Source organism: Acinetobacter sp. Swhac1, assembly GCF_013390985.1.
In the GTDB taxonomy this organism is placed as follows: Bacteria; Pseudomonadota; Gammaproteobacteria; order Pseudomonadales; family Moraxellaceae; genus Acinetobacter; species Acinetobacter towneri.
The window spans coordinates 100,825-123,556 of sequence record NZ_JACASN010000001.1 but is presented as its reverse complement, the minus strand read 5'-3'; the positions used below and the strand labels follow the sequence as shown (position 1 = coordinate 123,556).

The following is a 22,732-nucleotide window of genomic DNA, read 5'->3' as shown; positions in this document are numbered from 1 at the left end:
AATGATTAGCGAATAAATCAACCAATCAATTTCTTCATCAATTCATTCACTTGAGCAGGGTTGGCTTTACCCTTAGATGCTTTCATCACTTGACCGACTAAACCGTTGAAGGCTTTGTCTTTACCAGACTTATATTCTTCAACCATTTTTTCGTTGGCAGCAAGCACTTCCTTAATAATTGCTTCAATCGCACCTGTATCAGTTTCCTGTTTCAAGCCTTTCTCAGCAATAATTTCGTCTGCAGTTTTGCCTTCATCCCACATAAAGCCGAACACTTGTTTTGCAATCTTACCGCTAATCGTGTTGTCTACAATACGTGCGATCATACCGCCAAGTTTCTCGGCAGATACAGGCGAGTCTACCAAATCTAAACCTGCTTTATTGAGTGCACCTGAGAATTCACCCATCACCCAGTTTGCTGCAATTTTACCTTGCGCCGCACCACCTGCTGCAGCAACCACAGCTTCGTAAAATTCAGACATTTCACGGGTAAGCGTTAAAACGTGAGCATCGTATTCAGTTACAGCAAAGTCTGCTACAAAACGTGCACGACGTGCCGCAGGCAATTCAGGCATAGTGGCTTTAATTGCTTCAATTTGCGCATCTGGAATAACCACAGGCAACAAATCTGGATCAGGGAAGTAGCGGTAATCGTTCGCTTCTTCCTTCGAACGCATTGAACGCGTTTCCATCTTCACAGGGTCAAACAAACGTGTTTCCTGATCAATGGTGCCATCCCATTCCAAGATTTCCATTTGACGTTCAATTTCAACATTGATCGCTTGTTCAATGAAACGGAATGAGTTCAGGTTTTTAAGTTCACAACGTGTACCGAAGGGTTGACCCGGACGACGTAACGACACGTTACAGTCCGCACGGAACGAACCTTCAGCCATGTTGCCGTCAGAAATACCTAACCAACGAACCAGTGTGTGAATCGCTTTAATGTAAGCAACCGCTTCTTCAACCGAACGCATATCTGGCTCAGATACGATTTCTAATAAAGGTGTGCCTGCACGGTTTAAGTCAATACCTGACATGCCTTCAAATTGGTCGTGAATCGACTTACCAGCATCTTCTTCAAGGTGTGCACGGGTTACACCAATGCGTTTGGTCGTGCCATCTTCAAGTTGGATGTCGATATGACCTAAACCGACAATAGGGTTGTCCATCTGGCTAATTTGGTAGCCTTTAGGCGAGTCAGGGTAGAAGTAGTTTTTACGTGCAAATACAGAAGCCTGATCGATATAAGCATCAATCCCTAAACCAAAGCGAATCGCTAAATCTACCACTTCTTTATTTAAAACAGGCAGTACGCCCGGCATGGCTAAATCAACAAGGCTGGCTTGCGTATTTGGGTCTTGACCAAACTCAGTGGATGAACCTGAGAAGATTTTAGAATTGGTTGCAAGTTGCGTGTGAATTTCAATCCCAATCACGACTTCCCAACCATCAATCAGGTTTGATTTTGGTTTAGCAGTATTCTTCGCCATTATGCGTTCTCCTCAGCAATTGCAGCGCGTTGAGTATGCCAATCGGTCGCTTGTTGATACTGATGTACCACAGATAGCAGTTGTGATTCAGACCAGTAATTGCCAATCAATTGTAAACCTACAGGCAAGTGATCTTGGTCAAAACCAACAGGCGCACTAATTGCAGGTAAGCCCGCTAAGTTCACCGCGATGGTGTAAATATCACCCAAATACATTTCAACTGGGTCTAAAGACGCGCCAATTTTGTAGGCAGTTGTTGGTGCAGTTGGTGCTGCAATCACATCGACCTGTTCAAAGGCTTTTAAGAAGTCTTGCTGAATTAAACGACGGACTTTTTGTGCTTTCACGTAGTAAGCATCGTAATAACCCGCAGAAAGAGCATACGTACCAATCAAGATACGACGTTGCACTTCTGCACCAAAACCTTCAGAACGCGAGCGTTTGTAGAGGTCTAAAATATCTTGAGGATTTTCTGCACGGTAGCCATAACGCACACCATCGTAACGAGAAAGGTTAGATGATGCTTCTGCAGGGGCAATCAGATAGTAAGTTGGCACGTAGCTTTCAGTCATGTTGAGATCAATCTCAACCAATACTGCGCCCAATTCTTCTAATTTTTTTAGTGATTCTTCAACACGTGCTTTCACCGCAGCATCTAAACCAGCCACATTGAAGTATTGTTTCGGAATACCAATGCGTAAGCCTTTGAGCGTTGTTGCATTCAGGTTCGCCACATAATCTTCAACCGCTTTATCCATAGAGGTTGAGTCTTTGGCGTCATGACCTGCCATTACATTCATTAAATATGCACAGTCTTCTGCAGAGCGTGCCATTGGGCCTGCCTGATCTAAAGACGATGCATAAGCAATGATGCCGTAACGTGAAACACGTCCGTAAGTTGGTTTTAGACCTGTTAAACCACAGAAAGACGCAGGCTGACGGATTGAACCACCTGTATCTGTACCTGTAGCAAATGGTGCAAGATCAGCCGCCACGACAGCAGCCGAACCACCTGACGAACCACCCGGTACATGGTCAAGTGCCCATGGGTTTTTGGTCGCGCCATAGAACGAACTTTCAGAGGTTGAACCCATTGCGAATTCATCCATGTTCACTTTACCCAAAGTGACCAAACCTGCATTTTTACCTTGTGCCACCACAGTTGCGTCATAAGGCGAGATAAAATTGTCCAGCATTTTTGAACCCGCAGAGGTTTTAATGCCTTGGGTACAAAAAATATCTTTATGTGCAACAGGAATACCTGTCAGTGCTGTCGCTTGACCCGCCTGACGTAATGCATCGGCTGCATCCGCCTGTGCCAGTGCTACTTCATTGGTCACGGTGACATAAGAGCGCACTTGCGGATCAATTTTGGCAATACGTTTTAAATAATGTTCTGTTAGTTCGCGAGAGGAGAATTTGGCTGCCGCTAAACCCTCAGAGATTTCACGAATCGATAAGCGATGTAAATCTGTCATGAGAAAAATTCTTTTACCTTTTTATGAAGTCAAAATGTAACAGCCGAATAAATTATTCAATCACACGTGGAACAAGGTACAAGTCATCCTGAACTGCAGGGGCAACAGCTTGATATTGCTCACGATGATTCTGTTCGGTTACGACGTCTTCACGTAATGGTTGAGGGTGGTCAAATGGGCTTTTTAAAGGCTCAACGTCATCGGTATTTATGCCTTTTAAGCTTTCCATCATGCCTAAAATTTTATTTAGACTTTGAGCATACTCAGCAGATTGCGTATCATTGAGTTTAAGACGAGCAAGATGGGCAATTGCTGAAACTGTTTGTGCATTTAAATCTGCAGAATGCTGAGCATCCGAGGTAGACATAACATCACCTAAAATCAGTATTAATAAAAAATTTCAAAATATCGTGCGTTATAATAAGCGATTGACTTGTTCAACGCACCACATTTAGTTAAAGTTGCCAACTTGCGTCCACAAAAAGTTTAATCGAGAACGACTCCGTGATTCTAAAACGACTAATTGGCTTGTTTTCGCCAGACCTAGCCATTGATTTAGGTACAGCAAATACACTTATTTATGCGCCAGGACGAGGCATTATATTAAATGAACCGACAGTTGTGGCAATTCGTCACAGCGGTTCACAGAAAATTGTTGCCGCAGTCGGTCTTGATGCCAAACAAATGTTGGGTCGTACCCCTGCAAACATTTCTGCAATTCGCCCAATGAAAGATGGTGTTATCGCTGATTTTGAAGTGACTGAAACCATGCTGAACCAATTTATTGGCAAAGTGCATGAAAAACGTTTATTCCCACCTGCACCGCGTGTAGTGGTGTGTGTACCATGCAAATCTACTTTGGTAGAGCGCCGTGCGATTCGTGAAGCCGTGTTTAACGCAGGCGCACGTGATGTACGTTTAATTGAAGAGCCAATGGCAGCAGCAATTGGCGCAGGTATGCCAGTCGAGCAAGCCTGTGGTTCAATGGTGGTAGATGTTGGTGGTGGCACGACAGAAATCGCGATTATTTCATTACAAGGTTGTGTTTATTCAGATTCATTGCGTATTGGTGGCGATGTGTTTGATGAGCAAATCATTAACTACGTGCGCAAGGCACATGGTTGTGTGATTGGTGAAACCACAGCAGAAACTATTAAGAAAGAAGTTGGCATGGCATTGCCAGATGAAGGTGCTAAACCACTGGAAATTGAAGTGCGTGGTCGTAACTTGGCAGAAGGTGTGCCACGTGCCATTACTGTAACTTCTGATGAAATTACCCAAGCCATTTCTGATCCGTTACAAAGCATTGTATCGGCAGTAAAATCTGCACTGGAACAAACTCCACCAGAACTTTCTTCCGATATTGCAGAGCGTGGAATTGTGCTCACCGGTGGCGGTGCGTTATTGCGTAACCTAGACAAGCTTTTGGCACAAGAAACTGGCTTGCCTGTGGTAGTCGCAGAAGAACCATTAACTTGCGTTACCCGTGGTGGTGGCAAGGTCTTGGAATTCTTTGATAATCCAAACCACGATATGTTATTTGTTGGCTAATACATAGGATTCGGCGGTGCAAACAAATCTGTTTTCCAGACAACCGCCATCTTTTCGCTCTTTTATAATTGCGGTCATTACTTGCTTGGTCATCCTGTTCTTTAACTGGCGTGTCCCGCATGTAATTCAACCTGCACGTGATGTTTTGTATGCGGCATATAATCCAATTTATGCCCTTGCAAGCTATCCTGTATTGTCGCGAGAATGGCTAAGTCAACAAAGTAAGTCTGAGGCTCAATTGCGTCGTGAAAATACCGCGATGCAGGCAGAGCTATTACAGGCTCAAGTCCGTTTGCAAAAATTGTCTGAACTCTCTGCAGAAAATACCCGCCTGCGTGGTCTACTCGATACGCCTCTAATCATTGATGGACGCATGGAAATTGCTGAAGTAATTGGTACCGATGCCGATCCTTTGCGCCACATTATTGTGATTAACCGTGGTTCACAAAATCAGCTCAAAGTCGGGCAAACCGTTTTGGATGATAAAGGCATTATGGGGCAGATCATTGCTGTGTATCCACACAGTAGCCGTGTCATGTTGCTTTCTGACAAAGAACACTCACTTTCAGTGCGTTTGGAATATACAGGCATGCGAGCCATTGTGTCGGGTACGGGCGATTTAGGGCGTTTGAAAATGGAATATGTACCGACCAGTGCCAATATTCAGGTTGGAGAGAAAGTCTATAGCTCAGGCTTGGGCGAGCATTTCCCTGCAGGATATTTGGTTGGAAGCATTGCCAAAATCAGCCGACATAATTCTGGTGAGTTTGCACAAATTGATGTGATGCCTGCAGCACAATTGGCGGGTGGTCATCATGTGGTGGTGCTGTTCTCAGAATCTTTAGCGAAGGAGCAGCCAAATGCCAATCGCTAAAATTGGACAAACCCGACTCGGACAAAACAAGAATAAAGATCCACTATTTCCGATTATTTTTTCTGTAATTGCTGCATCTGTACTCATGGTGTATCCGCTGTCTTATACAGGCTCGGGTTGGCGACCATTGTTTATGTTGATGGTGACCTTGTTTTGGGTGCTTGGGCAACCAACATGGTGTGGCATCTGGTTTGCCTTTGGTACAGGCTTGTTTGCAGACTTGCTCCTCGATGCACCTTTGGGCATGAATGCCTTGAGTTTTGTGGTGATTACTTTTGTGGCACGTTTCCTGACTCGTGAACGCCGTATTATGACGTTTGCAAATTTATGGGTCATCAGTGCAATCGCAATTTTGGCACACCTCGCCCTGATTTGGGTGATGCAAGTCATGGGTGGGATTCAGTTCCCATTTGCCCGTCATTGGCAACCTTTGCTGAGTAGTATTTTGCTCTGGCCTGTGCTGTATTATTTCTTGCGAAAATGGCGCATTTAATTCTTGCCTCAAGTTCACCGCGCCGTCGGGAACTCCTGCAACAGCTTGGGCTGGAATTTGAAATTTACAGTCCTGACATTGATGAATCTATTTTGGCGGGCGAAGATGTTGCCGCGTATGTTGAGCGGTTGGCATGTGCCAAAGCTGACGCAGTTTTACAGCTATTTCCTGATGCTATTGTGATTGCTGCCGATACCAGTCTAGGCGTAGATGGGCAGATTTTGGGCAAGCCAGAATCCAAAGCACATGCCTTTGCCATTTGGTCACAACTCTCTGGTCGAAAACATGATGTTTTTTCAGGAGTTTGTGTGCGTACAAAACAGAAAAAATCCAGTATAGTGGTACGTACACAGGTTGAATTTCAATCGCTTAGCCTAGATGATATGGAAAGTTACTGGGCAACAGGTGAGCCGATTGGCAAAGCGGGAGCGTACGCAATTCAAGGCATTGCAGCACGTTATATTCCGCGCATAGAAGGGAGCTACAGTAATGTGGTGGGCTTACCTTTGCATGAAACCGTACAGTTATTACAGACAGTTAAGGCACTAAATTAACTGCTGCACAAAAATTTTTATAATGTTTTGAGTTTTATTATGTCTGACGAGTTGTTGATTAATGTCACACCGATGGAGTGTCGGGTGGCGTTAATTCAAAACGGCACGGTCAATGAATTATTCGTTGAACGTACTGCCAAGCGTGGTCTGGTAGGCAATATTTATAAAGGCAAAGTCGTGCGTGTGTTGCCAGGTATGCAAGCTGCTTTTGTCGATATTGGTTTATCACGTACTGCTTTTTTACATATTAATGACATGATTTGGCCACGTAGCCAGCCGACACCCAATGTATTTGAGTTGTTGCAGCCAGGGCAAATTCTCACGGTACAAGTCATGAAGGATATGCTAGGTACTAAAGGAGCCCGACTGAGCACTGATCTTTCCATTCCTTCACGTTATTTGGTCTTAATGCCGTATGGCAGTCATATTGGCGTATCACAACGCATTGAGTCGAGCGAAGAACGAGAACGTTTGCGTGGCATCATAGAAAGCATTCAGGCAGAGCATAAACTTCCAGGCTCAGTGATTGTCCGTACAGCAGCTGAAGGGGTAGATGAAGCTGCTTTGGTGCAAGACATGTGCTATTTGGCAAAACTGTGGGAATACATTCAGCGTAAACAAATCAGTATTGCCGTACCCTCTTTAATTTTTGAAGAATTACCTTTACCACAACGCGTGATTCGTGATTTAGCCAATGACAATACCGCCAAAATTTATGTCGATTCACGTGAAATTCATGCCAAATTAAAAGAGTTTGTAGATGAATTTGTGCCGAATATGCACAATCGTCTGATTCATTATCCTGGTGAGCGGCCACTGTTCGATTTATACAATGTCGAAGAAGATATTCAAAAAGCATTGCAAACCCGTGTGGCATTAAAGTCGGGTGGTTATTTGATGATTGATCAAACCGAAGCCATGACTACTATTGATGTAAATACGGGTTCTTATGTCGGTGGTCGCACTTTAGAAGACACTGTATTTAAAACCAATATGGAAGCCACACAGGTCATTGCTCGCCAATTACGTTTGCGTAATTTGGGCGGTATTATCATTATTGACTTCATCGATATGCAAGAAGTGCAGCATCGGGATGAAGTTTTGAGTCAGTTTGAGCGTATGCTTGAACGAGATCATGCCAAGACCAAAATTACCCAAGTGTCTGAGCTAGGCTTGGTCGAGATGACCCGTAAACGCACCCGTGAATCATTAGAACATTTACTTTGTGAAGCCTGCCCAACTTGTCAGGGGCGGGGATATGTTAAAACAGCAGAGACAGTGTGTTACGAAATTTTTCGAGAAATTTTGAGATATGCACGTGCATTTGAATCACAACGTGGCTTTACTGTCGTTGCGCACCCATCGGTGATTGACCGTTTGTTAACTGCAGAAGCGCCAGCAGTGGCAGATTTAGAGCACTTTATTAGCCGTGTAATTAAATTTCAGGTGGAAAATTTATATACGCAAGAGCAATACGATATCATTCTGAGTTGAAATTGTAACAGGATATCGCTAAACAGTTGTTACATCTGAAATTTTACTTTTTTGAGCGAATTCTCAATACTAAGGATACAGCGTAGCCAAAGCCGAATATCTCCTTCGGTTTAGCAAATGAGGTATGTCATGGGTATGAGTGAAGTAGTAATTCAAAAGAGTTTAAAAGTGTTAGATCGTAAAGTGACACATAACGGTTATATTGTGGATGAGCAAGGTAAAGAAACTCAAATTACCACTGCAATGATTAGCGCAGTTTGTCAGCAATTATTAAAACAGTGTCGTACTATTCAAAAATAAGGGGCAGCAATTGCCCCTTAATTGTTTTGATGGATTGGCCTATCAATCCACGATTTTATTGACCCCTTCAGGTGCATCAATAATCTGTTCAAAACGCTGAATTTCATCTTCCAAGTGCTGCAATAAGTTTTGCATTTTGGGTAAGGCTTGACGACAAGCGGTTAAACCAACTTCCAATTTGTCTAAATAGCTAGTCATGGTAATGTTTAAAGCTTGCCCATCTAACACAATTGAAGCAGGATAAAGCGCATCTAGTTTTGCACCATTCCAATACAAAGGTTCACGCGGACCAGGTACATTAGAAATCACCAAGTTAAAGGCCTGACGCTTTGGCATAATACCTGACAAAATATTTAAACCTGCAGCGCCGTAAACAAAAGCACTATAGTTCATAATCTGATTAGGATTCATGCGCTTAAAACGCTGCTTAGAATTTTGCACACTGCGGCGCACAATTCTTAAACGCTCAAGCGGATCTTCTTTGTGTGTACCTAAGTTGGCTAAAATCATGGTGATTCGATTGGATACTTCAGAATCGTCATCACGAATAGAGGCAGGCACCATCGCAATGAGCGGTTTTTTAGGTAAGGCATATTGGCTGAGTAAATACTCACGTAATGCGCCTGAGCAAATTGCCAGCACCACATCATTAATGGTTACGCCTAAAGCTTTGGCAATACGGTGCAAACGTGCAAACTCAAAAGATTGAGCGGCAAAACGACGTGAGGCGCTCACACGTTGGTTTAAGATGGTGCTTGGTGCTTGGAAGCTGGAGACATAATCAGGGTTACGTCCCATATCTTTGGCAACAGTTTGTGATACTTCATAAACTGCGCGAGGGGTTGCTTCAAACTGACCTTTAAGTCCACCAAAAATTTTCTTTAAACGGCTGACTTTAGGTTCTTTCATACGTTTAGCACGTGGGCCTTCTACACACCAAGGTGGTACAATTCTTTTTGTATTTGCATCATGCGAAAGGGATTTTTCAACCAAACGCATGCCAGCAATACCATCTACCATGGCATGATGAATTTTAAAGAACATCGCAAAACGATTATCTTCAATGCCTTCAATAATATGGCAAGTCCATAAAGGTTTGGCGCGATCAATGAGTGAGCTATGTTCTTGTGAAATATAAGTTAATAATTCACGAATACGGCCTGGCTTTGGCAAGGCGATATGACGGAAGTGATGATCGAGATCAAACTCTTGATCTTCATCCCAAAATAGACCATTGAGCTTATTGTTAAATGGTGCAATAGGCATTGACTTTGAATTGCGAATATCGGCAACCAAGTCTTGAATAAAAGTGTCTGGCGCATGTTCTGGAATTTGGAATAGGAATAATCCACCCACATGCATGGGCTGTTGACGTTTTTCGAGTGACAGGAAAATAAAATCAATAGGGTGTAATGGTCGCATATTCTGGATTGCCTCACTGCAATTTCTACGCCTGTTCTTTGCTGAATAGGCTTTTAGAGTTATATAAGATTTAATTTCAGTATATCTTTTTTATCAAACAAATATAGTGGTTTTTGCGCCATCATCCGTCAATAAAAATCACAGTAGGTGGGTGATTTTTATTGACCTTAATAGGGTAATAGGGTGGAGATTATTTGAGATTTCCTGCATGCAGACCACATTCTTTGTGCGTTGCTTCTTCCCACCACCAACGACCTTCGCGTTCATGTTGGTTTGGGAGCACAGGGCGGGTGCAAGGTTCACAGCCAATCGAAATAAAACCTTTTTCATGCAAACGATTGTATGGAATTTCCATCATGCGAATGTAGTTCCACACGTCACTGCTTGACCAATTTGCCAGTGGGTTATATTTAATTAGTTGTTTATTTGGACCAGCAAAACCTGCATCGGCTTGTACTACTGGAATATCTTGACGTGTACCCGGGCTTTGATCTTTACGTTGCCCTGTAATCCAGCCATCTAATGTTGCCAGTTTTTTTCGTAAAGGTTGAACTTTGCGAATTCCGCAACATTCCTGATGTCCATCTTCAAAAAAGCTAAACAAACCTTTTTCTTGTACTAATTGTTGGACTGCTTCGGTTTCAGGAAAGCAAATTTCGATCTCAATATTATAATATTTGCGTACAGTTTCTAAAAATTGATAGGTTTCAGGATGCAAACGTCCTGTATCTAAACTAAATACACGAAATGGCAAGCCTAGGTTAGATGCCATATCAATTAAAACCACATCTTCTGCACCAGAAAAAGAAATTGCAACTTCACCCTGCTGGTTCAAAGCAAGTTTTAAAATCTCGCTAGGCGATTTGTCAGCATATTCGGTTGCGAGTGCATCAACGATATCTATAGTTGGAATGGTGGTCATAATATGTTCCTAGCATTCGGCTTGGAGAAGCTAATCTTACTGAATTAAGCGCTTATTTTAATAGAATTGTCAAAACTCTATTATCACTAAAAAATAAATGCTTATGAACTAAATAGATTTAAAAAAGAACAAGGCAAAAACTGAATCTTCGGCTATGATAGTGAAAATTTTTATTGGTATTTTGGGAGAACCCATGGAAATCGTATGTCTTGATCTTGAAGGTGTGTTAGTTCCAGAAATTTGGATTAACTTTGCTAAAAAAACTGGCATTAAAGAACTTGAAGCAACTACACGTGATATTCCTGACTACGATGTGTTGATGACTCAGCGTTTAAATATTCTAAAACAGCATGGCTTGGGTTTGAATGATATTCAAGCGGTGATTGCGGATATGGGGCCATTTCCTGGCGCGAAAGAGTTTGTAGAGTGGGTGAGCACACACTTCCAATTGATTATTCTTTCAGACACGTTCTATGAGTTTGCACACCCGTTGATGAAGCAATTGGGCTGGCCAACCATTTTCTGTCATAAATTAGAAACAGATGAAAATGGCATGATTACAGCATATAAATTACGTCAACCCGACCAAAAGCGTCAGGCAGTTAAAGCCTTACACGGTTTAAATTTCCGCGTAATTGCTGCAGGCGATTCATATAACGATACAACGATGTTGGGTGAAGCGGACAAAGGTTTCTTATTTGATGCACCTGAAAATGTGATTGCAGAATTCCCACAATTCCCTGCAATTCATGGTTATGCAGCATTAAAAGAAGCAATTCGTGGTGCTTCGGTACGTGATATTCCTGCTTAATCTTAAGCTGAATACAATAAAGGGCATCATTTGATGCCCTTTGTTTTTATGCGATATTAACAGTGCATCGATTTAGAAGCGGTAGCCGATTTTTAGACCATAACCCAAAGCATAGTTGTCTTCAAATTCACCAACGTCTGTTGTACCCGTACGTGCAGTGGCATCACCCAACCAGAAGTATTTTACGCCAGCTTGAATAAAATAATTTTCTGCAGGGCTATATTGACCACCTAAACCTACGCTCCAGAAGCCTTCAACAGGGCCTAAAGTAGTTACAGGGTTACCTGCACCAGAATCCCAACCTACAGATGCAGAACCAGACCAATGACTGTTAAACTTGCGACCCACCCCTACGGTTGCAGACCATTGATCATCTGAATAGTCAATAAGGTTATTGCCAGAAGCAGCATTTAAAAACTTTGGTGTGACCGCAAATTGATCCCAATGTACCCAACGGATATTGGCAAAAGCTAAAGTGTTGGCTGCAATACCTGTTTGAAAATCGATGTTTACTGATTGCGGAGTTATGGCATCAAGTTGTGATTCTACATTTAACATTGGCATTAACTTGTGTGTCTCTACCGATTTAGCTTTATGCTTGATTTCGGAGCGATAAGTTACTGATGTTTTAAGCGCGATTTCAGGGATTTGATAAGCAAAGCCTGCGAGCCAACCAAAAGCCTCTTCTTCATGTATTTTAATGTCATAGCCACTTAAAACTTTAGTTGGGTCTTTAGGTGATATATAAGCTTGACCACGTAGGGAGATATCTGCTTCAACAGTTTGCCAAACAGGACCCGCGTAGAAATTCCAGTTTTCTGTAGGTTGGTAACCAATTAAAGCGGTAAGATTGTGTGTTTCAACTTCAACTTTTGTGCCTTCAATTCCATTAGTAAACATGCTCTGTTCTAGGCTATACATCGCATCTGCACCAAATGGTTGGTCATATAAAAGACCTAAAGAAATATGTTCAGTCGCTTGTACTTTAATTGCAGCGGAAGGGAAGTAATAGTCTTCAGCCATATCGCTGACGTTATTTTTTATAAGATCTTTTCCTTTAACTGTTGGATCTAAAATTGAAATACCTGCTTCTGCATAATTGCCTGATTGTAAAAATGCAGCAATAGATTGACCAGAACGGTCTAAACCAGCAGCAAACGCAGGTGTAAGTGGGAGAGTGCTAAGTAAAATAGCCGAATAGATTTTATTGAGCTTCATGGTCGTTCCCTGATGCTTTATGTAACAAAAAGTGCAGGAAAAGTAACATATTTAAAAAAAGAGTAAATGCTCAACTTCGCAGAATAAATGAACTGAATATGTTATAAATAGCAGTTGATTAGAGTAAAAGTACTATTTTTAGATCTTAAGTAAATGAATTTTATTAAATAATTTTTTAGGGTGATATTTGGGTAAATATGTGTTTAATTGTTTTAAATTTAAACATTAGGTTAGCACTTGTATCAAACCGAAGAGCTTTAAGTGTAAAAAACCACCCCGAAGGGTGGTTTTTAAAGATTTGGTAATAATTAATTAGAAGCGATAACCCATTTTTAGACCGTAGCCCCAAGCATCATTATCTTCAAAAGTACCAACATTATTAACAGCAGCAGTTTTAGCAGTAGCATCGCCTAGCATAAAATATTTTACACCGCCGGCAATAAAGTAATTAGTTGCTGGACTAAATTGTAGACCTAAACCAACATTCCAGTAACCTTCAGTTGGCCCTAAAGTTGTTACTGGATCACCGGCACCGGAATCCCAGCCTACAGATACATTACCAGCCCATTTTTCATTAAATTTACGACCAACACCTAGGGTTGCTGAAATCTGATCATCAGAATAATCAACAAGATTTGCACCCACTAAACCACGTGCATCTGCAGCTTGACCAAAATAATTTGGACGAATTGAAACATCTTCCCAATTTACCCATCGTACATTAGCAAATGCTACTGTATCAGCCATTACACCTGTTTGAAAATCAAGATTAACAGACTGTGGGGTAGTTACCGATGTTTTACTACCTGGAGTAAATCCAGGGAGTGATGCAAGATTAGTTGTTCCATAGGCAACAGTTTCAGTGGTCTGAAGTTCATGTTTAACTTCTGAGCGATAAGTTAGGGATGCTTTAAGAGCAATTTCTGGAATTTGGTAAGCTAAACCTGCAATCCAGCCTAACTCAGTATCTTTTTTCATTGTTGCATCATAAGATCCAAATGCAGTAGGACCGCCGTAGGCTAAACCACGTAATGAAACTTCACCTTCAGCAGTTTGAATTACTGGACCTGCATAAAAATTCCAATTTTGATTCGGCTGAAAGCCGAATAAGAAAGTTAAATTTTCAGTTGTAACTTCTGCAGATGTGCCACCGAAAGCATCTGTAAAATTTAAATTAGGTGTATTGTATTCAATATCAGCTCCAAAAGGTTGATCATAAAGCAAACCAAAGGAGAAGTTATCTGTAAGCTGAAGCTTTAACGCTGCTGCTGGAAAGTAATAATCACTTGCCATATCACCTGTGTCTTGAGACGGTAATCCTGGAGCTAAAGGCGTAGATCGCCCTGATACAGATGGATCTAATACAGAGATACCTGCTTCAAAGTAGTTACCCGGTTGTAAGAACGCAGCGATAGATTGACCAGAACGATCTAGAGCTGCAGCAAAAGCACCTGTCATTGGTACAGTTGCTAAAATCATTGCTGTGCTTAGTGCTTTTAGTTTCATTATACATTTCCCTTGGGCTATAAAGTCTTTTATGACAGTTTTTGTTGATGCTTTAAGCTTTCATCTAGGATGATTTCGGCTTCTATTCACCGAGACCATTTGTTACTCCATGTGACAAAAATATCACAATTAAAATAAGAGTAAATGCTCTAGAAAAAACTAATCAGTATAAAAAACACGCTGAATAGAGTATTTGTTCTAATTGGTGTGGGATTTTGGCTTGTTAGTGATTGAAATTAAATAATAAAATCTAAAAATCAATCTCTTCTTTAAATATTTTTAATTGGTTAAAAAAAATACTTTTTTATCAAAACTCATTTTGTTGCAAGGCATATCTTGCAACAAAATGGGGTGCATTAACGTGTGGTTTTTCCAAGCTTTGCCAAAAGAATGACAGGAATCAGCCCAACCAATACAATTAGTAAAGCTGCTACTGCGCCATCTTCATAAGTGCCCCTAGAGGCTTCTGCATATAGCTGGGTAGCGAGTGTTTCCATATTTAAAGGACGGAGCAACAAAGTGGCAGGTAGCTCTTTCATGCAATCTACAAAAATTAATAAAGCTGCAGAAATAATAGCAGGGCGTAATAATGGTAGGTGTACACGCCACAACAATGCAAAGTTGTTTTGCCCTAAATTGCGTGCAGCATCATCAAAAACACCATGAATACGGTTATAGCCTGACTCGATGCCGCCCACCGAAATAGCTAAAAAACGCACAGCATAAGCATAAATAAGGGTAAAACTAGTACCGAGAAATAATAAACCTGTGTGTATCCCTAATTTAAACTCTAAAAAATCTGCAACGGCATGATCAATTTTGCCCAAAGCCAACATGAGACCAATCGCTAAAACGGTTCCTGGAATGGCATAACCTAAACTGGCAATACGGCTAAACCAGTTGTGTTTGCTAAAACGTGCCGCACTGACAATAAAGAAACCAATCAAAATGGTGACGATGGTGGCAAGACTGGCAAGAATTAGTGTGTTGATTGAGGCTTGTAATAGGAATTCTGAAAAGCCCGCATATTGAATGCGTTTATAGGATTCGACCAATAAATGACTGGTGGGAATTAAAAAGCCAATACAAACAGGAATTAAGCCCAAGCCTAGTAACACAAGCGCTTTAAGCCCTTTGACCGATTGTGCAGGCATTAAACGGCTGCGTTGAGCCGAGTTCATATAACGCTGTTTACGCCGACCTAAACGCTCTACTAACACCAATAAGGTAATAATCATCAACATGAAAATGGCAATTTGCGCTGCGCCAGCCAAATCCGATTGATTGGTCCAGGTTGAATAAATCGACAAAGTTAAGGTTTTAATGCCTAAAAATTCTGTTGCACCAATATCATTAATGGTTTCCATTAAAACTAGACTAGTACCCACAGCAATCGCAGGACGTGCCAGTGGAATTGCAACACGTAAAAACACTTGATCGGGTTTTAATCCTAATGAACGAGCAACCTCAATTAAACTGGCCGATTGCATCAGAAACATTGCACGGGTGCTTAAATACACATAGGGATACAGCACAAAGCTAAGCAAGAAGATGCCGCCCCAAACAGTACGAATATTAGGAAACCAAAACTGTTGTAATTCTAAATTAAACCCATCCCGCAGGATACTTTGCACAGGGCCAATGGGGTGCAAAATGTCGATATAACTATACGCAATAATATAAGTTGGTACGGCTAAAGGCAGCAGTAAGGCCCAATCTAAAAATGCACGACCTCGGAATTGATATGCTGTTACAATCCATGCGCTGCCTGTACCAATCAGGATGGTGAGAATACCCACACCCAACAATAAAATCCCTGTTTCTGCCAACGTGTGTGGAATTACATAACGCAGCAAATGCCCCCAAATTTCGCTATCACCTTGTAATGCTGTCCAAATTAAAGCGAGCAGAGGTAAACAGGCGAGTAGTGTCAATAACCCACTGAGCGAAAATAAAAAATTAAATTTATTTTTAAGCATTGCAATAGAGGTACTAAATAAGGGGGAGGGAACAGCTGAGCATCTTACAGTGCAAAGCGCTGCACTGTAAGATAAAAGCAGAAAATTTTAGCGGTTAAACTGGACTTTATCGACCAATAAGTTTGCAGCTTTACGGTGACGTGCAATATCGCTTAAACGAATCGAATCGATATTGAGTTTACCGAAGCTAGCAATAATAGGGTCAATTTTTACCCCAGGTTTGACTGGGTATTCAAAGCCGTTTTGTGCGTAGATGGCTTGTGCATGATCTGAAGCTAAAAACTCAAGCAGTTGCACGGCTTCTTTGCGGTTTGGTGCATGTTTTGAAACCACTGCACCCGATACGTTGACATGCGTTCCACCATTTTTAAAACGCGGAAGTACCACGTTAATGGCATTGCCCCAACGTTGTTGTTCGGCATCGCCTGTGCGCATGGTGCCGACATAGTAGGTATTGGCTACGCCAATATCACAAATTTTTCCTAAAATATCACGTGCCACATCACGGTCACCACCGCTGGCTGGACGGGCTAAATTGGCTTTTACGCCACGCAACCAAGTTTCGGCTTGTTTTTCGCCATGATGGGCAATATACGCTGCAATTAAAGCAGTGTTATATGGATGGTTGCCTGAACGAATACAGATTTTATTTTTCCATTTTGGATTGGCTAAATCTTCATAAGTAATCGCATTAAGCGGTGTACGGTCTTTAGAGGCGTAGACTGCACGTGCACGCATCGACAAAGCATACCAATGACCATTGGCAGCTCGTAAATTGGCAGGAATTGCACTATTTAAGGTTTTAGAACTCACGCGCTGAGTTAGACCACTTTCAACCAAATCAACCAAATTCCCAAAATCTACAGTCAACATAACGTCGGCAGGCGAGCGACGGCCTTCTGCTTTCACACGTTCCAATAAACCATCTTTAATAAAAACCGTATTCACTTTTACCCCAGTTTTTTGGGTAAATTCAGTCAATAAAGTTTGAATGAGCACAGGTTCACGTGTGGTGTATAAATTGACTTCCGCTGCTTGTGCGACACTTGCACCAAATGCAAGTAGACCTGTAACAAGCAATGATAGTTTCGACAATGGTTTCATACAGTATTCCTAATTAAAAAATTTAAATTGAAATCTAAACCTGAATCGCGGTCTGAGAAGAAGGCGGTGTGGTGGCTGATTGCTCATCAGAAGCCAAGTAATAACAGCTGTTTAAATCGACAGAAACATAGACCTGATCAGTAGGTTGAATATCTTGAAGGTGGTTCACTTGTGCTAAAAGCGTGAGATCATGATCGCGTAGTTTTAGATGCAGTTGTTGTGCATGACCCATAAAACTGGATGACACAACGCTTGCGGGCAACGCATTTTCACTTGGTGTTTGGCTGACACGCAAGTGATGCGGACGGAAGCAGCAGACCAGTGAATCTTGAGCGGTGGTATGTTCTGGCAAATCAATCTTGCCAAATATGGTATGAATTTCTTGGTGATCGATTTGCGCTGGGATTTCATTCAATGCGGAAAAATAGCGTGCAGCAAACAAGGTTTTAGGCTGTAAATAAAGTTGTTTCGGTGAACCAATTTGAATAATTTGCCCTTGATGCATCAAAATAATTTGATCGGCAATTTGCAATGCTTCTTCTGGGTCATGTGTCACGATAACCGTAGTCGTTACAGTTTGTTTGAGGAGTTGAATGGTATTTTGACGAATTTGATCACGCAGACGATGATCCAAATTTGAAAAAGGTTCATCCATCAACAAAACTTGCGGTTCTGGTGCTAAGGCACGTGCTAAGGCAACGCGTTGTTGTTCGCCGCCTGAAAGTGTATATGGATAGCTGTCTTGATGATGCAACATGGAAACATGCGCTAAAGCTTGTTTGGCAATAGTTTCCCGCTGCGCTTTGGGAAATTTCTTTAAGCCAAACATAACATTGTCTAACACACTTAAATGCGGAAAAAGTGCGTAATCTTGAAAGACTAAACCAATATGGCGAGCTTCTGCAGGAATCTGTGCATGTTCACTCCACAAGGTATTTTGTTCCAGTTGGATTGTGCCGCTGCTTGGTGTTTCCAAGCCTGCAATCAGACGTAGCATTGTGGTTTTGCCGCAGCCTGAATGACCTAATAAACACACAATTTGTCCACTCATCGCTGACCATGTTGCTTGTTGCACTGCAAAACGCGAGCCAAACTTTTTACTGAGCTGTTGGATCGTCAAGACATTGGCAGGTTGAGCAGCGTACGCATTCATAGTTCATTCACACGACAAATTTTGTGCTCAAATAATAACTAAGAATTCTTCTCAAGTAGAGTCTTTTTATCATTTAGAATGTAAATGACCTTGGGGAGAGTATAAATTGGTTGAAATATCAAGAAAAACAGCAGTGTTTTATTGGTTTATATTCTGAACGAGAATCCTACAGCAGGATTAAAAATTTGAAGGTTTTATAACTACACTTTACTGAGAGTTGAACTTACATGCGGAAAGACAAAACCGAGCTATAAAAAAAGTTACTGCCGAAGCAGTAACTTTTTAAATGGAGCGATATAAATGCAATCCAAATTAAGGTTTTTTGGAATTAAGCACCTTAAACAGAATGAACATTAAAACAATCCAGACTGGAATCATAATGACTGATTCTTTGAAGCCCTGTGTCCACATAATGTAAAGCACCACAGCAATGAAGGCCAACACCAGATAGTTACTGAATGGCGACCAAAGCGCAGGGAACTTGGTTGGAACAGCCAATTTTTTCAAAGTACTGCTGAATTTTAAGTGGGTTAAACTGATCATTGCCCAGTTTAGAACCAAAGCACCAACCACAATGTACATGAGGTGGCTTAGGGCTTCTTCTGGTACAAAGTAGTTCAATAATACACAGCCAAAAATCAACACTGCAGAGAATAGGACGGCTGGGATTGGCACACCTTGTTTATTCACTTTTAGGAAAATTTTTGGTGCATTGCCTTGTTTGGCTAAGCCGAACAACATACGGCTGTTGGCATACATCCCACTGTTATACACAGAAAGTGCAGCAGTCAGAATCACGAAATTCAGTAAGTGTGCAGCCCATTCAATCCCCATCTGGCTAAAAATCATCACGAATGGACTTTTATCTAAACCACCTAAATCTAACTGATTCCAAGGCACTAAAGACAATAGAATGGTGAGTGAACCGATATAGAAAATCAGAATACGGAACACCACTTGGTTAATGGCTTTAGGAATGGTTTTTTCAGGATCTTGCGCTTCTGCGGCAGCCATACCAATCAACTCAATGCCGCCAAAGGCAAACATGAGGAATGCAAGCATGAAGAACAGACCTTCAAAGCCATTCGGGAAGAACCCCCCATGCGCCCAAAGGTTGCTGAATGATGCGGTTGAATTGGCATCTGCAGAAAGTAAGAGATATAAACCAAACACAATCATCGAAACCACAGCAGCGACTTTAATGATTGCTAGCCAGAACTCTGATTCACCGTAGAACTTTACATTGCCCAAGTTAATAATGGTAATCACAATGAAAAAGAACAGTGCCGATGTCCAAGCAGGAATATGCGGCCACCAATAGTTAATGTATTTGGCAACTGCGGTGAGTTCTGCCATTGCCACCAAAATATACAAAATCCAATAGTTCCAACCTGCTAAAAAGCCGGGGAATTTACCTGCATATTTATAGGCAAAGTGACTGAATGATCCTGCAACGGGCTCATGAACAATCATTTCCCCCAATTGGCGCATAATTAAAAATGCAATAAGACCACCAATGGCGTAACCCAAAATAATAGAAGGGCCAGCAGATTGGATGACCTGCGCGGAACCTAAGAATAAGCCTGTACCAATTGCTCCACCCATGGCAATCAATTGAATATGGCGGTTCTTTAAGCCACGCTGAAGTTGTGAAGACTCGTTGTTCAAAGTATTCAGCCCGACAAGGAAAAAGTGACAAGATTGTAATAGATCAAATTTCATTAGCCTAGTAGCTAGACAATAATGAAATAAATTTATGATAAATATTAAAATATTTTATGGTTTTTATTTGTATAAAAGATAAGTGAATCAATATATTAATTTTATTTTTGCCTTATAAATCAAGATGACTGGTTAGGGTAAAATTTACCAAATGTTGTTTTTTTATACTTAAGTCAAGACCGCGATACCTTTTGAATAAAAACCGTTATGATGCAAAAGGGTCTTTTTATATGGCCATAACAATCAAAAAACAAGGGAATAAAATTCATGCGTTTTGCACCACAAGTTAAAATTCCAGCGACTTATATGCGCGGCGGTACCAGTAAAGGCGTATTTTTTAAACTTGATGATTTACCTGCAGCGGCACAGCAGCCAGGCAAAATTAGAGATCAAATTTTATTACGTGTGATTGGCAGTCCAGACCCTTATGCCAAACAAATTGATGGAATGGGTGGTGCAAGCTCGAGTACCAGTAAAACCGTAATTTTAGCCAAAAGCACTCAACCCGATCACGATGTCGATTATTTGTTTGGGCAAGTTTCGATTGATCAGCCATTTGTAGATTGGAGTGGTAACTGTGGCAACCTGACGGCTGCGGTAGGTGCATTCGCCATTAGTAATGGTTTGGTCGATGCCAGTAAAATTCCAGAAAATGGCATTTGTACCGTACGTATTTGGCAAAAAAATATTGAAAAAACCATTATTGCACATGTACCGATAACCAACGGTCAGGTGCAGGAAACAGGTGATTTTGAGCTGGATGGCGTGACATTCCCAGCAGCAGAAGTACAAATTGAGTTTTTAGACCCTGCCGATGATGGTGACGAGGGTGGGGCAATGTTCCCAACTGGAAATGTGGTGGACACTTTGCATGTGCCAGATATTGGAACATTCCAAGCGACCTTTATTAATGCGGGTATTCCAACAATTTTCCTAAATGCAGAAGATATTGGTTATACCGGCACAGAACTGCAAGATGCGATCAATGGTGATGCACAGGCATTGGCACGTTTTGAAACCATTCGTGCTTATGGCGCTAAACAAATGGGACTAATTCAGGAAATTGCCGAAGCTGAAAAGCGTCAGCATACCCCCAAAATTGCTTTTGTTTCTGCGCCAAAAAGTTATGTCTCTTCAAGTGGAAAGCAAATTCAGGTAGAAGATACCGATTTATTGGTACGTGCATTATCGATGGGTAAATTACACCATGCCATGATGGGCACAGCAGCTGTTGCAATTGGTACTGCTGCAGCTATTCCAGGAACTTTGGTGAACTTAGCTGCAGGTGGTGGTGAGCGTGAAGCGGTACGTTTTGGACATCCTTCGGGTACGCTTCGCGTTGGTGCGCAAGCCGTGCAGGAAAATGGACAGTGGCAAGTAAAAAAAGCGGTAATGAGCCGTAGTGCACGTGTCTTGATGGAAGGCTGGGTGCGTGTGCCTGCTGAAACGCTTGAATAAATTGGTCACGAACCTGACATTTTAAATTTAAACAAAATTCAGCCTCTATTTCGATAGGGGCTTTTTTGTAGCTGAAATACTATATCGGTGCAGTTAAGGCTTAAAAAAAATTGAATTATGGGTACAATGCTGCAACAGACAAAGCAGCTTACTGCTTATCAGACATGAACCAACAATTCGAGGCGAATGTGTCATCACTTCACGATTTACAGGCGCATGCATTAACCGCAGCCCAACAACGTATTCAGCAAGACTTGCTTACCGCTTTAGAGGCTTTTGCATTGCCAGAACCGTTAAAGTCTGCCGTGCATCATGCCGTCATGTTGGGTGGAAAACGTGTTCGCCCTGCCTTGTGTTATGCCACCGCAGCATTAAGACCGAATCAAAACTCTGCTGCGGTACGCCGTGCTGCAGTTGCGATTGAGCTGATTCATTGCTATTCATTGGCACATGATGACTTGCCGTGTATGGACAATGACTTGTTGCGTCGTGGGCAACCGACGTGCCATGCAGCGTATGGTGAAGATACAGCATTGTTGGCAGGCGACATCTTACAGTCGATGGCATTTGAAATTTTAGGCAGTCGTTTGTTTGATCAGGCTGTTGCAGTAGATCAAGGCATTGTGCTCAAACAGATGCAAATTTTAGCCACTGCTTCTTCAAAAATGGTCTGTGGACAGGTTTTAGACTTGCAGTCTGAAGGTAAACAGGTAGATCAGGCGACTTTGGAGAATATCCACCGCAATAAAACAGGGGCTTTAATTTCTGCAGCGGTGATGATGGCCGCTGTGACCGTGTTTGATGGGCGAGATAAAGCGATTCCACAATTGCGTGAATATGCGCAGGCAATTGGTTTAGCCTTTCAGGTACAAGACGATATTTTAGATATTATTTCGGATACTGAAGTGTTAGGTAAAACTGCGGGGAAAGATGAACAAGTTGAAAAGTCGACCTATCCTGCACTCATGGGCTTGGAAAAAGCACAGGCTTATGCACAAGAATTGCACGATCAAGCCTTTGCTGCATTGGCATATTTTAAAACTGATACCGTCTTAGAGTTACAGCAGATTTCAGAGTTTTTATTGTCACGTAAAAGCTAAATTATTTTAGATGTGGTTCTTGTGATAATAAATACTCAAAAGCGAGCAGATGCTCGCTTTTTTGTGCTTTATGAAAGTGTTAGCTGTTTTAAGCGACACA

General features: G+C 41.7%; 20 protein-coding genes. 9 read left to right on the top strand and 11 right to left on the bottom strand.

Features of this window, described 5'->3' with window-relative positions; genetic code table 11:
• Nucleotides 1-17 precede the first annotated feature (17 nt).
• Genes gatB through gatC form a run of 3 tightly spaced genes read right to left on the bottom strand, consistent with a single transcriptional unit; the run spans nt 18 to nt 3,338 of the window.
• Nucleotides 18-1,493 (bottom strand): Asp-tRNA(Asn)/Glu-tRNA(Gln) amidotransferase subunit GatB, encoded by a 1,476-nt coding sequence (gatB, locus tag HX743_RS00585; RefSeq protein ID WP_178318228.1) that lies wholly within the window; start codon nt 1,491-1,493, stop codon nt 18-20.
• Nucleotides 1,493-2,971 carry an Asp-tRNA(Asn)/Glu-tRNA(Gln) amidotransferase subunit GatA gene (gatA, locus tag HX743_RS00580; protein WP_004975402.1) on the bottom strand — a complete coding sequence of 493 codons (1,479 nt, stop codon included), beginning with the start codon at nt 2,969-2,971 and terminating at the stop codon, nt 1,493-1,495. Before gatA ends, gatB begins: the two co-directional genes overlap by 1 nt.
• A 52-nt stretch (nt 2,972-3,023) precedes the next feature.
• Complete coding sequence (gene gatC, locus HX743_RS00575) at nt 3,024-3,338, bottom strand: Asp-tRNA(Asn)/Glu-tRNA(Gln) amidotransferase subunit GatC (RefSeq protein WP_178318227.1); 315 nt, start codon at nt 3,336-3,338, stop codon at nt 3,024-3,026.
• Nucleotides 3,339-3,475: 137 nt separating this feature from the next.
• On the opposite strand from gatC, the gene HX743_RS00570 reads away from it, so the two are divergent.
• The 6 genes from HX743_RS00570 (at nt 3,476) to HX743_RS00545 (ending at nt 8,237) form a co-directional block, all read left to right on the top strand.
• Entirely contained in the window at nt 3,476-4,522 is a 1,047-nt protein-coding gene (locus tag HX743_RS00570) for a rod shape-determining protein (RefSeq protein WP_004975408.1), read from the top strand.
• 16 nt (nt 4,523-4,538) lie between these two features.
• Nucleotides 4,539-5,396 carry a rod shape-determining protein MreC gene (mreC, locus tag HX743_RS00565; protein WP_178318226.1) on the top strand — a complete coding sequence of 286 codons (858 nt, stop codon included), beginning with the start codon at nt 4,539-4,541 and terminating at the stop codon, nt 5,394-5,396.
• Nucleotides 5,383-5,889: a rod shape-determining protein MreD gene (mreD, locus tag HX743_RS00560; protein ID WP_178318225.1), complete on the top strand. Its 507-nt coding sequence runs from the start codon at nt 5,383-5,385 to the stop codon at nt 5,887-5,889. Before mreC ends, mreD begins: the two co-directional genes overlap by 14 nt.
• Nucleotides 5,877-6,443, top strand: a complete 567-nt coding sequence (locus HX743_RS00555) for a Maf-like protein (protein ID WP_178318224.1) — start codon at nt 5,877-5,879, stop codon at nt 6,441-6,443. The genes mreD and HX743_RS00555 overlap by 13 nt, the downstream gene beginning before the upstream one ends.
• A 39-nt stretch (nt 6,444-6,482) precedes the next feature.
• Entirely contained in the window at nt 6,483-7,937 is a 1,455-nt protein-coding gene (rng, locus tag HX743_RS00550) for a ribonuclease G (protein WP_178318223.1), read from the top strand.
• Between the two features lie 129 nt (nt 7,938-8,066).
• Nucleotides 8,067-8,237, top strand: coding sequence for a PA1571 family protein (locus tag HX743_RS00545; RefSeq protein WP_019838370.1), 171 nt, complete (start codon nt 8,067-8,069; stop codon nt 8,235-8,237).
• 42 nt (nt 8,238-8,279) lie between these two features.
• Here the strand turns inward: HX743_RS00545 and HX743_RS00540 are convergent, their stop codons facing one another.
• Both HX743_RS00540 and HX743_RS00535 read right to left on the bottom strand, forming a co-directional pair.
• Nucleotides 8,280-9,659 (bottom strand): wax ester/triacylglycerol synthase family O-acyltransferase, encoded by a 1,380-nt coding sequence (locus HX743_RS00540; protein WP_178318222.1) that lies wholly within the window; start codon nt 9,657-9,659, stop codon nt 8,280-8,282.
• A 190-nt stretch (nt 9,660-9,849) separates the two neighbouring features.
• Nucleotides 9,850-10,581, bottom strand: coding sequence for a phosphoadenylyl-sulfate reductase (locus HX743_RS00535; protein ID WP_070155088.1), 732 nt, complete (start codon nt 10,579-10,581; stop codon nt 9,850-9,852).
• 193 nt (nt 10,582-10,774) lie between these two features.
• Between HX743_RS00535 and thrH the strand changes: the two genes are divergently transcribed.
• Nucleotides 10,775-11,392, top strand: a complete 618-nt coding sequence (gene thrH / locus HX743_RS00530; RefSeq protein WP_070155104.1) for a bifunctional phosphoserine phosphatase/homoserine phosphotransferase ThrH — start codon at nt 10,775-10,777, stop codon at nt 11,390-11,392.
• Nucleotides 11,393-11,464: 72 nt separating this feature from the next.
• On the opposite strand, the gene HX743_RS00525 is transcribed toward thrH, so the two are convergent.
• The 6 genes from HX743_RS00525 to HX743_RS00500 form a co-directional block, all read right to left on the bottom strand.
• Complete coding sequence (locus HX743_RS00525) at nt 11,465-12,610, bottom strand: OmpP1/FadL family transporter (protein ID WP_178318221.1); 1,146 nt, start codon at nt 12,608-12,610, stop codon at nt 11,465-11,467.
• Between the two features lie 312 nt (nt 12,611-12,922).
• Nucleotides 12,923-14,116: an OmpP1/FadL family transporter gene (locus HX743_RS00520; protein ID WP_178318220.1), complete on the bottom strand. Its 1,194-nt coding sequence runs from the start codon at nt 14,114-14,116 to the stop codon at nt 12,923-12,925.
• A 356-nt stretch (nt 14,117-14,472) separates the two neighbouring features.
• A complete protein-coding gene (locus tag HX743_RS00515) occupies nt 14,473-16,095 on the bottom strand; it encodes an iron ABC transporter permease (RefSeq protein ID WP_178318219.1) in 1,623 nt (540 codons plus the stop codon).
• A gap of 87 nt (nt 16,096-16,182) precedes the next feature.
• Nucleotides 16,183-17,199 carry an extracellular solute-binding protein gene (locus HX743_RS00510; RefSeq protein WP_178318218.1) on the bottom strand — a complete coding sequence of 339 codons (1,017 nt, stop codon included), beginning with the start codon at nt 17,197-17,199 and terminating at the stop codon, nt 16,183-16,185.
• A 34-nt stretch (nt 17,200-17,233) separates the two neighbouring features.
• Nucleotides 17,234-18,352: an ABC transporter ATP-binding protein gene (locus HX743_RS00505; protein ID WP_178318217.1), complete on the bottom strand. Its 1,119-nt coding sequence runs from the start codon at nt 18,350-18,352 to the stop codon at nt 17,234-17,236.
• A gap of 312 nt (nt 18,353-18,664) precedes the next feature.
• Nucleotides 18,665-20,020 (bottom strand): amino acid permease, encoded by a 1,356-nt coding sequence (locus HX743_RS00500; protein WP_178318284.1) that lies wholly within the window; start codon nt 20,018-20,020, stop codon nt 18,665-18,667.
• Nucleotides 20,021-20,341: 321 nt separating this feature from the next.
• Between HX743_RS00500 and prpF the strand changes: the two genes are divergently transcribed.
• Entirely contained in the window at nt 20,342-21,532 is a 1,191-nt protein-coding gene (gene prpF / locus HX743_RS00495) for a 2-methylaconitate cis-trans isomerase PrpF (protein WP_178318216.1), read from the top strand.
• A gap of 164 nt (nt 21,533-21,696) precedes the next feature.
• Nucleotides 21,697-22,632: a polyprenyl synthetase family protein gene (locus tag HX743_RS00490; RefSeq protein ID WP_178318215.1), complete on the top strand. Its 936-nt coding sequence runs from the start codon at nt 21,697-21,699 to the stop codon at nt 22,630-22,632.
• The last annotated feature ends 100 nt before the right edge of the window (nt 22,633-22,732 follow it).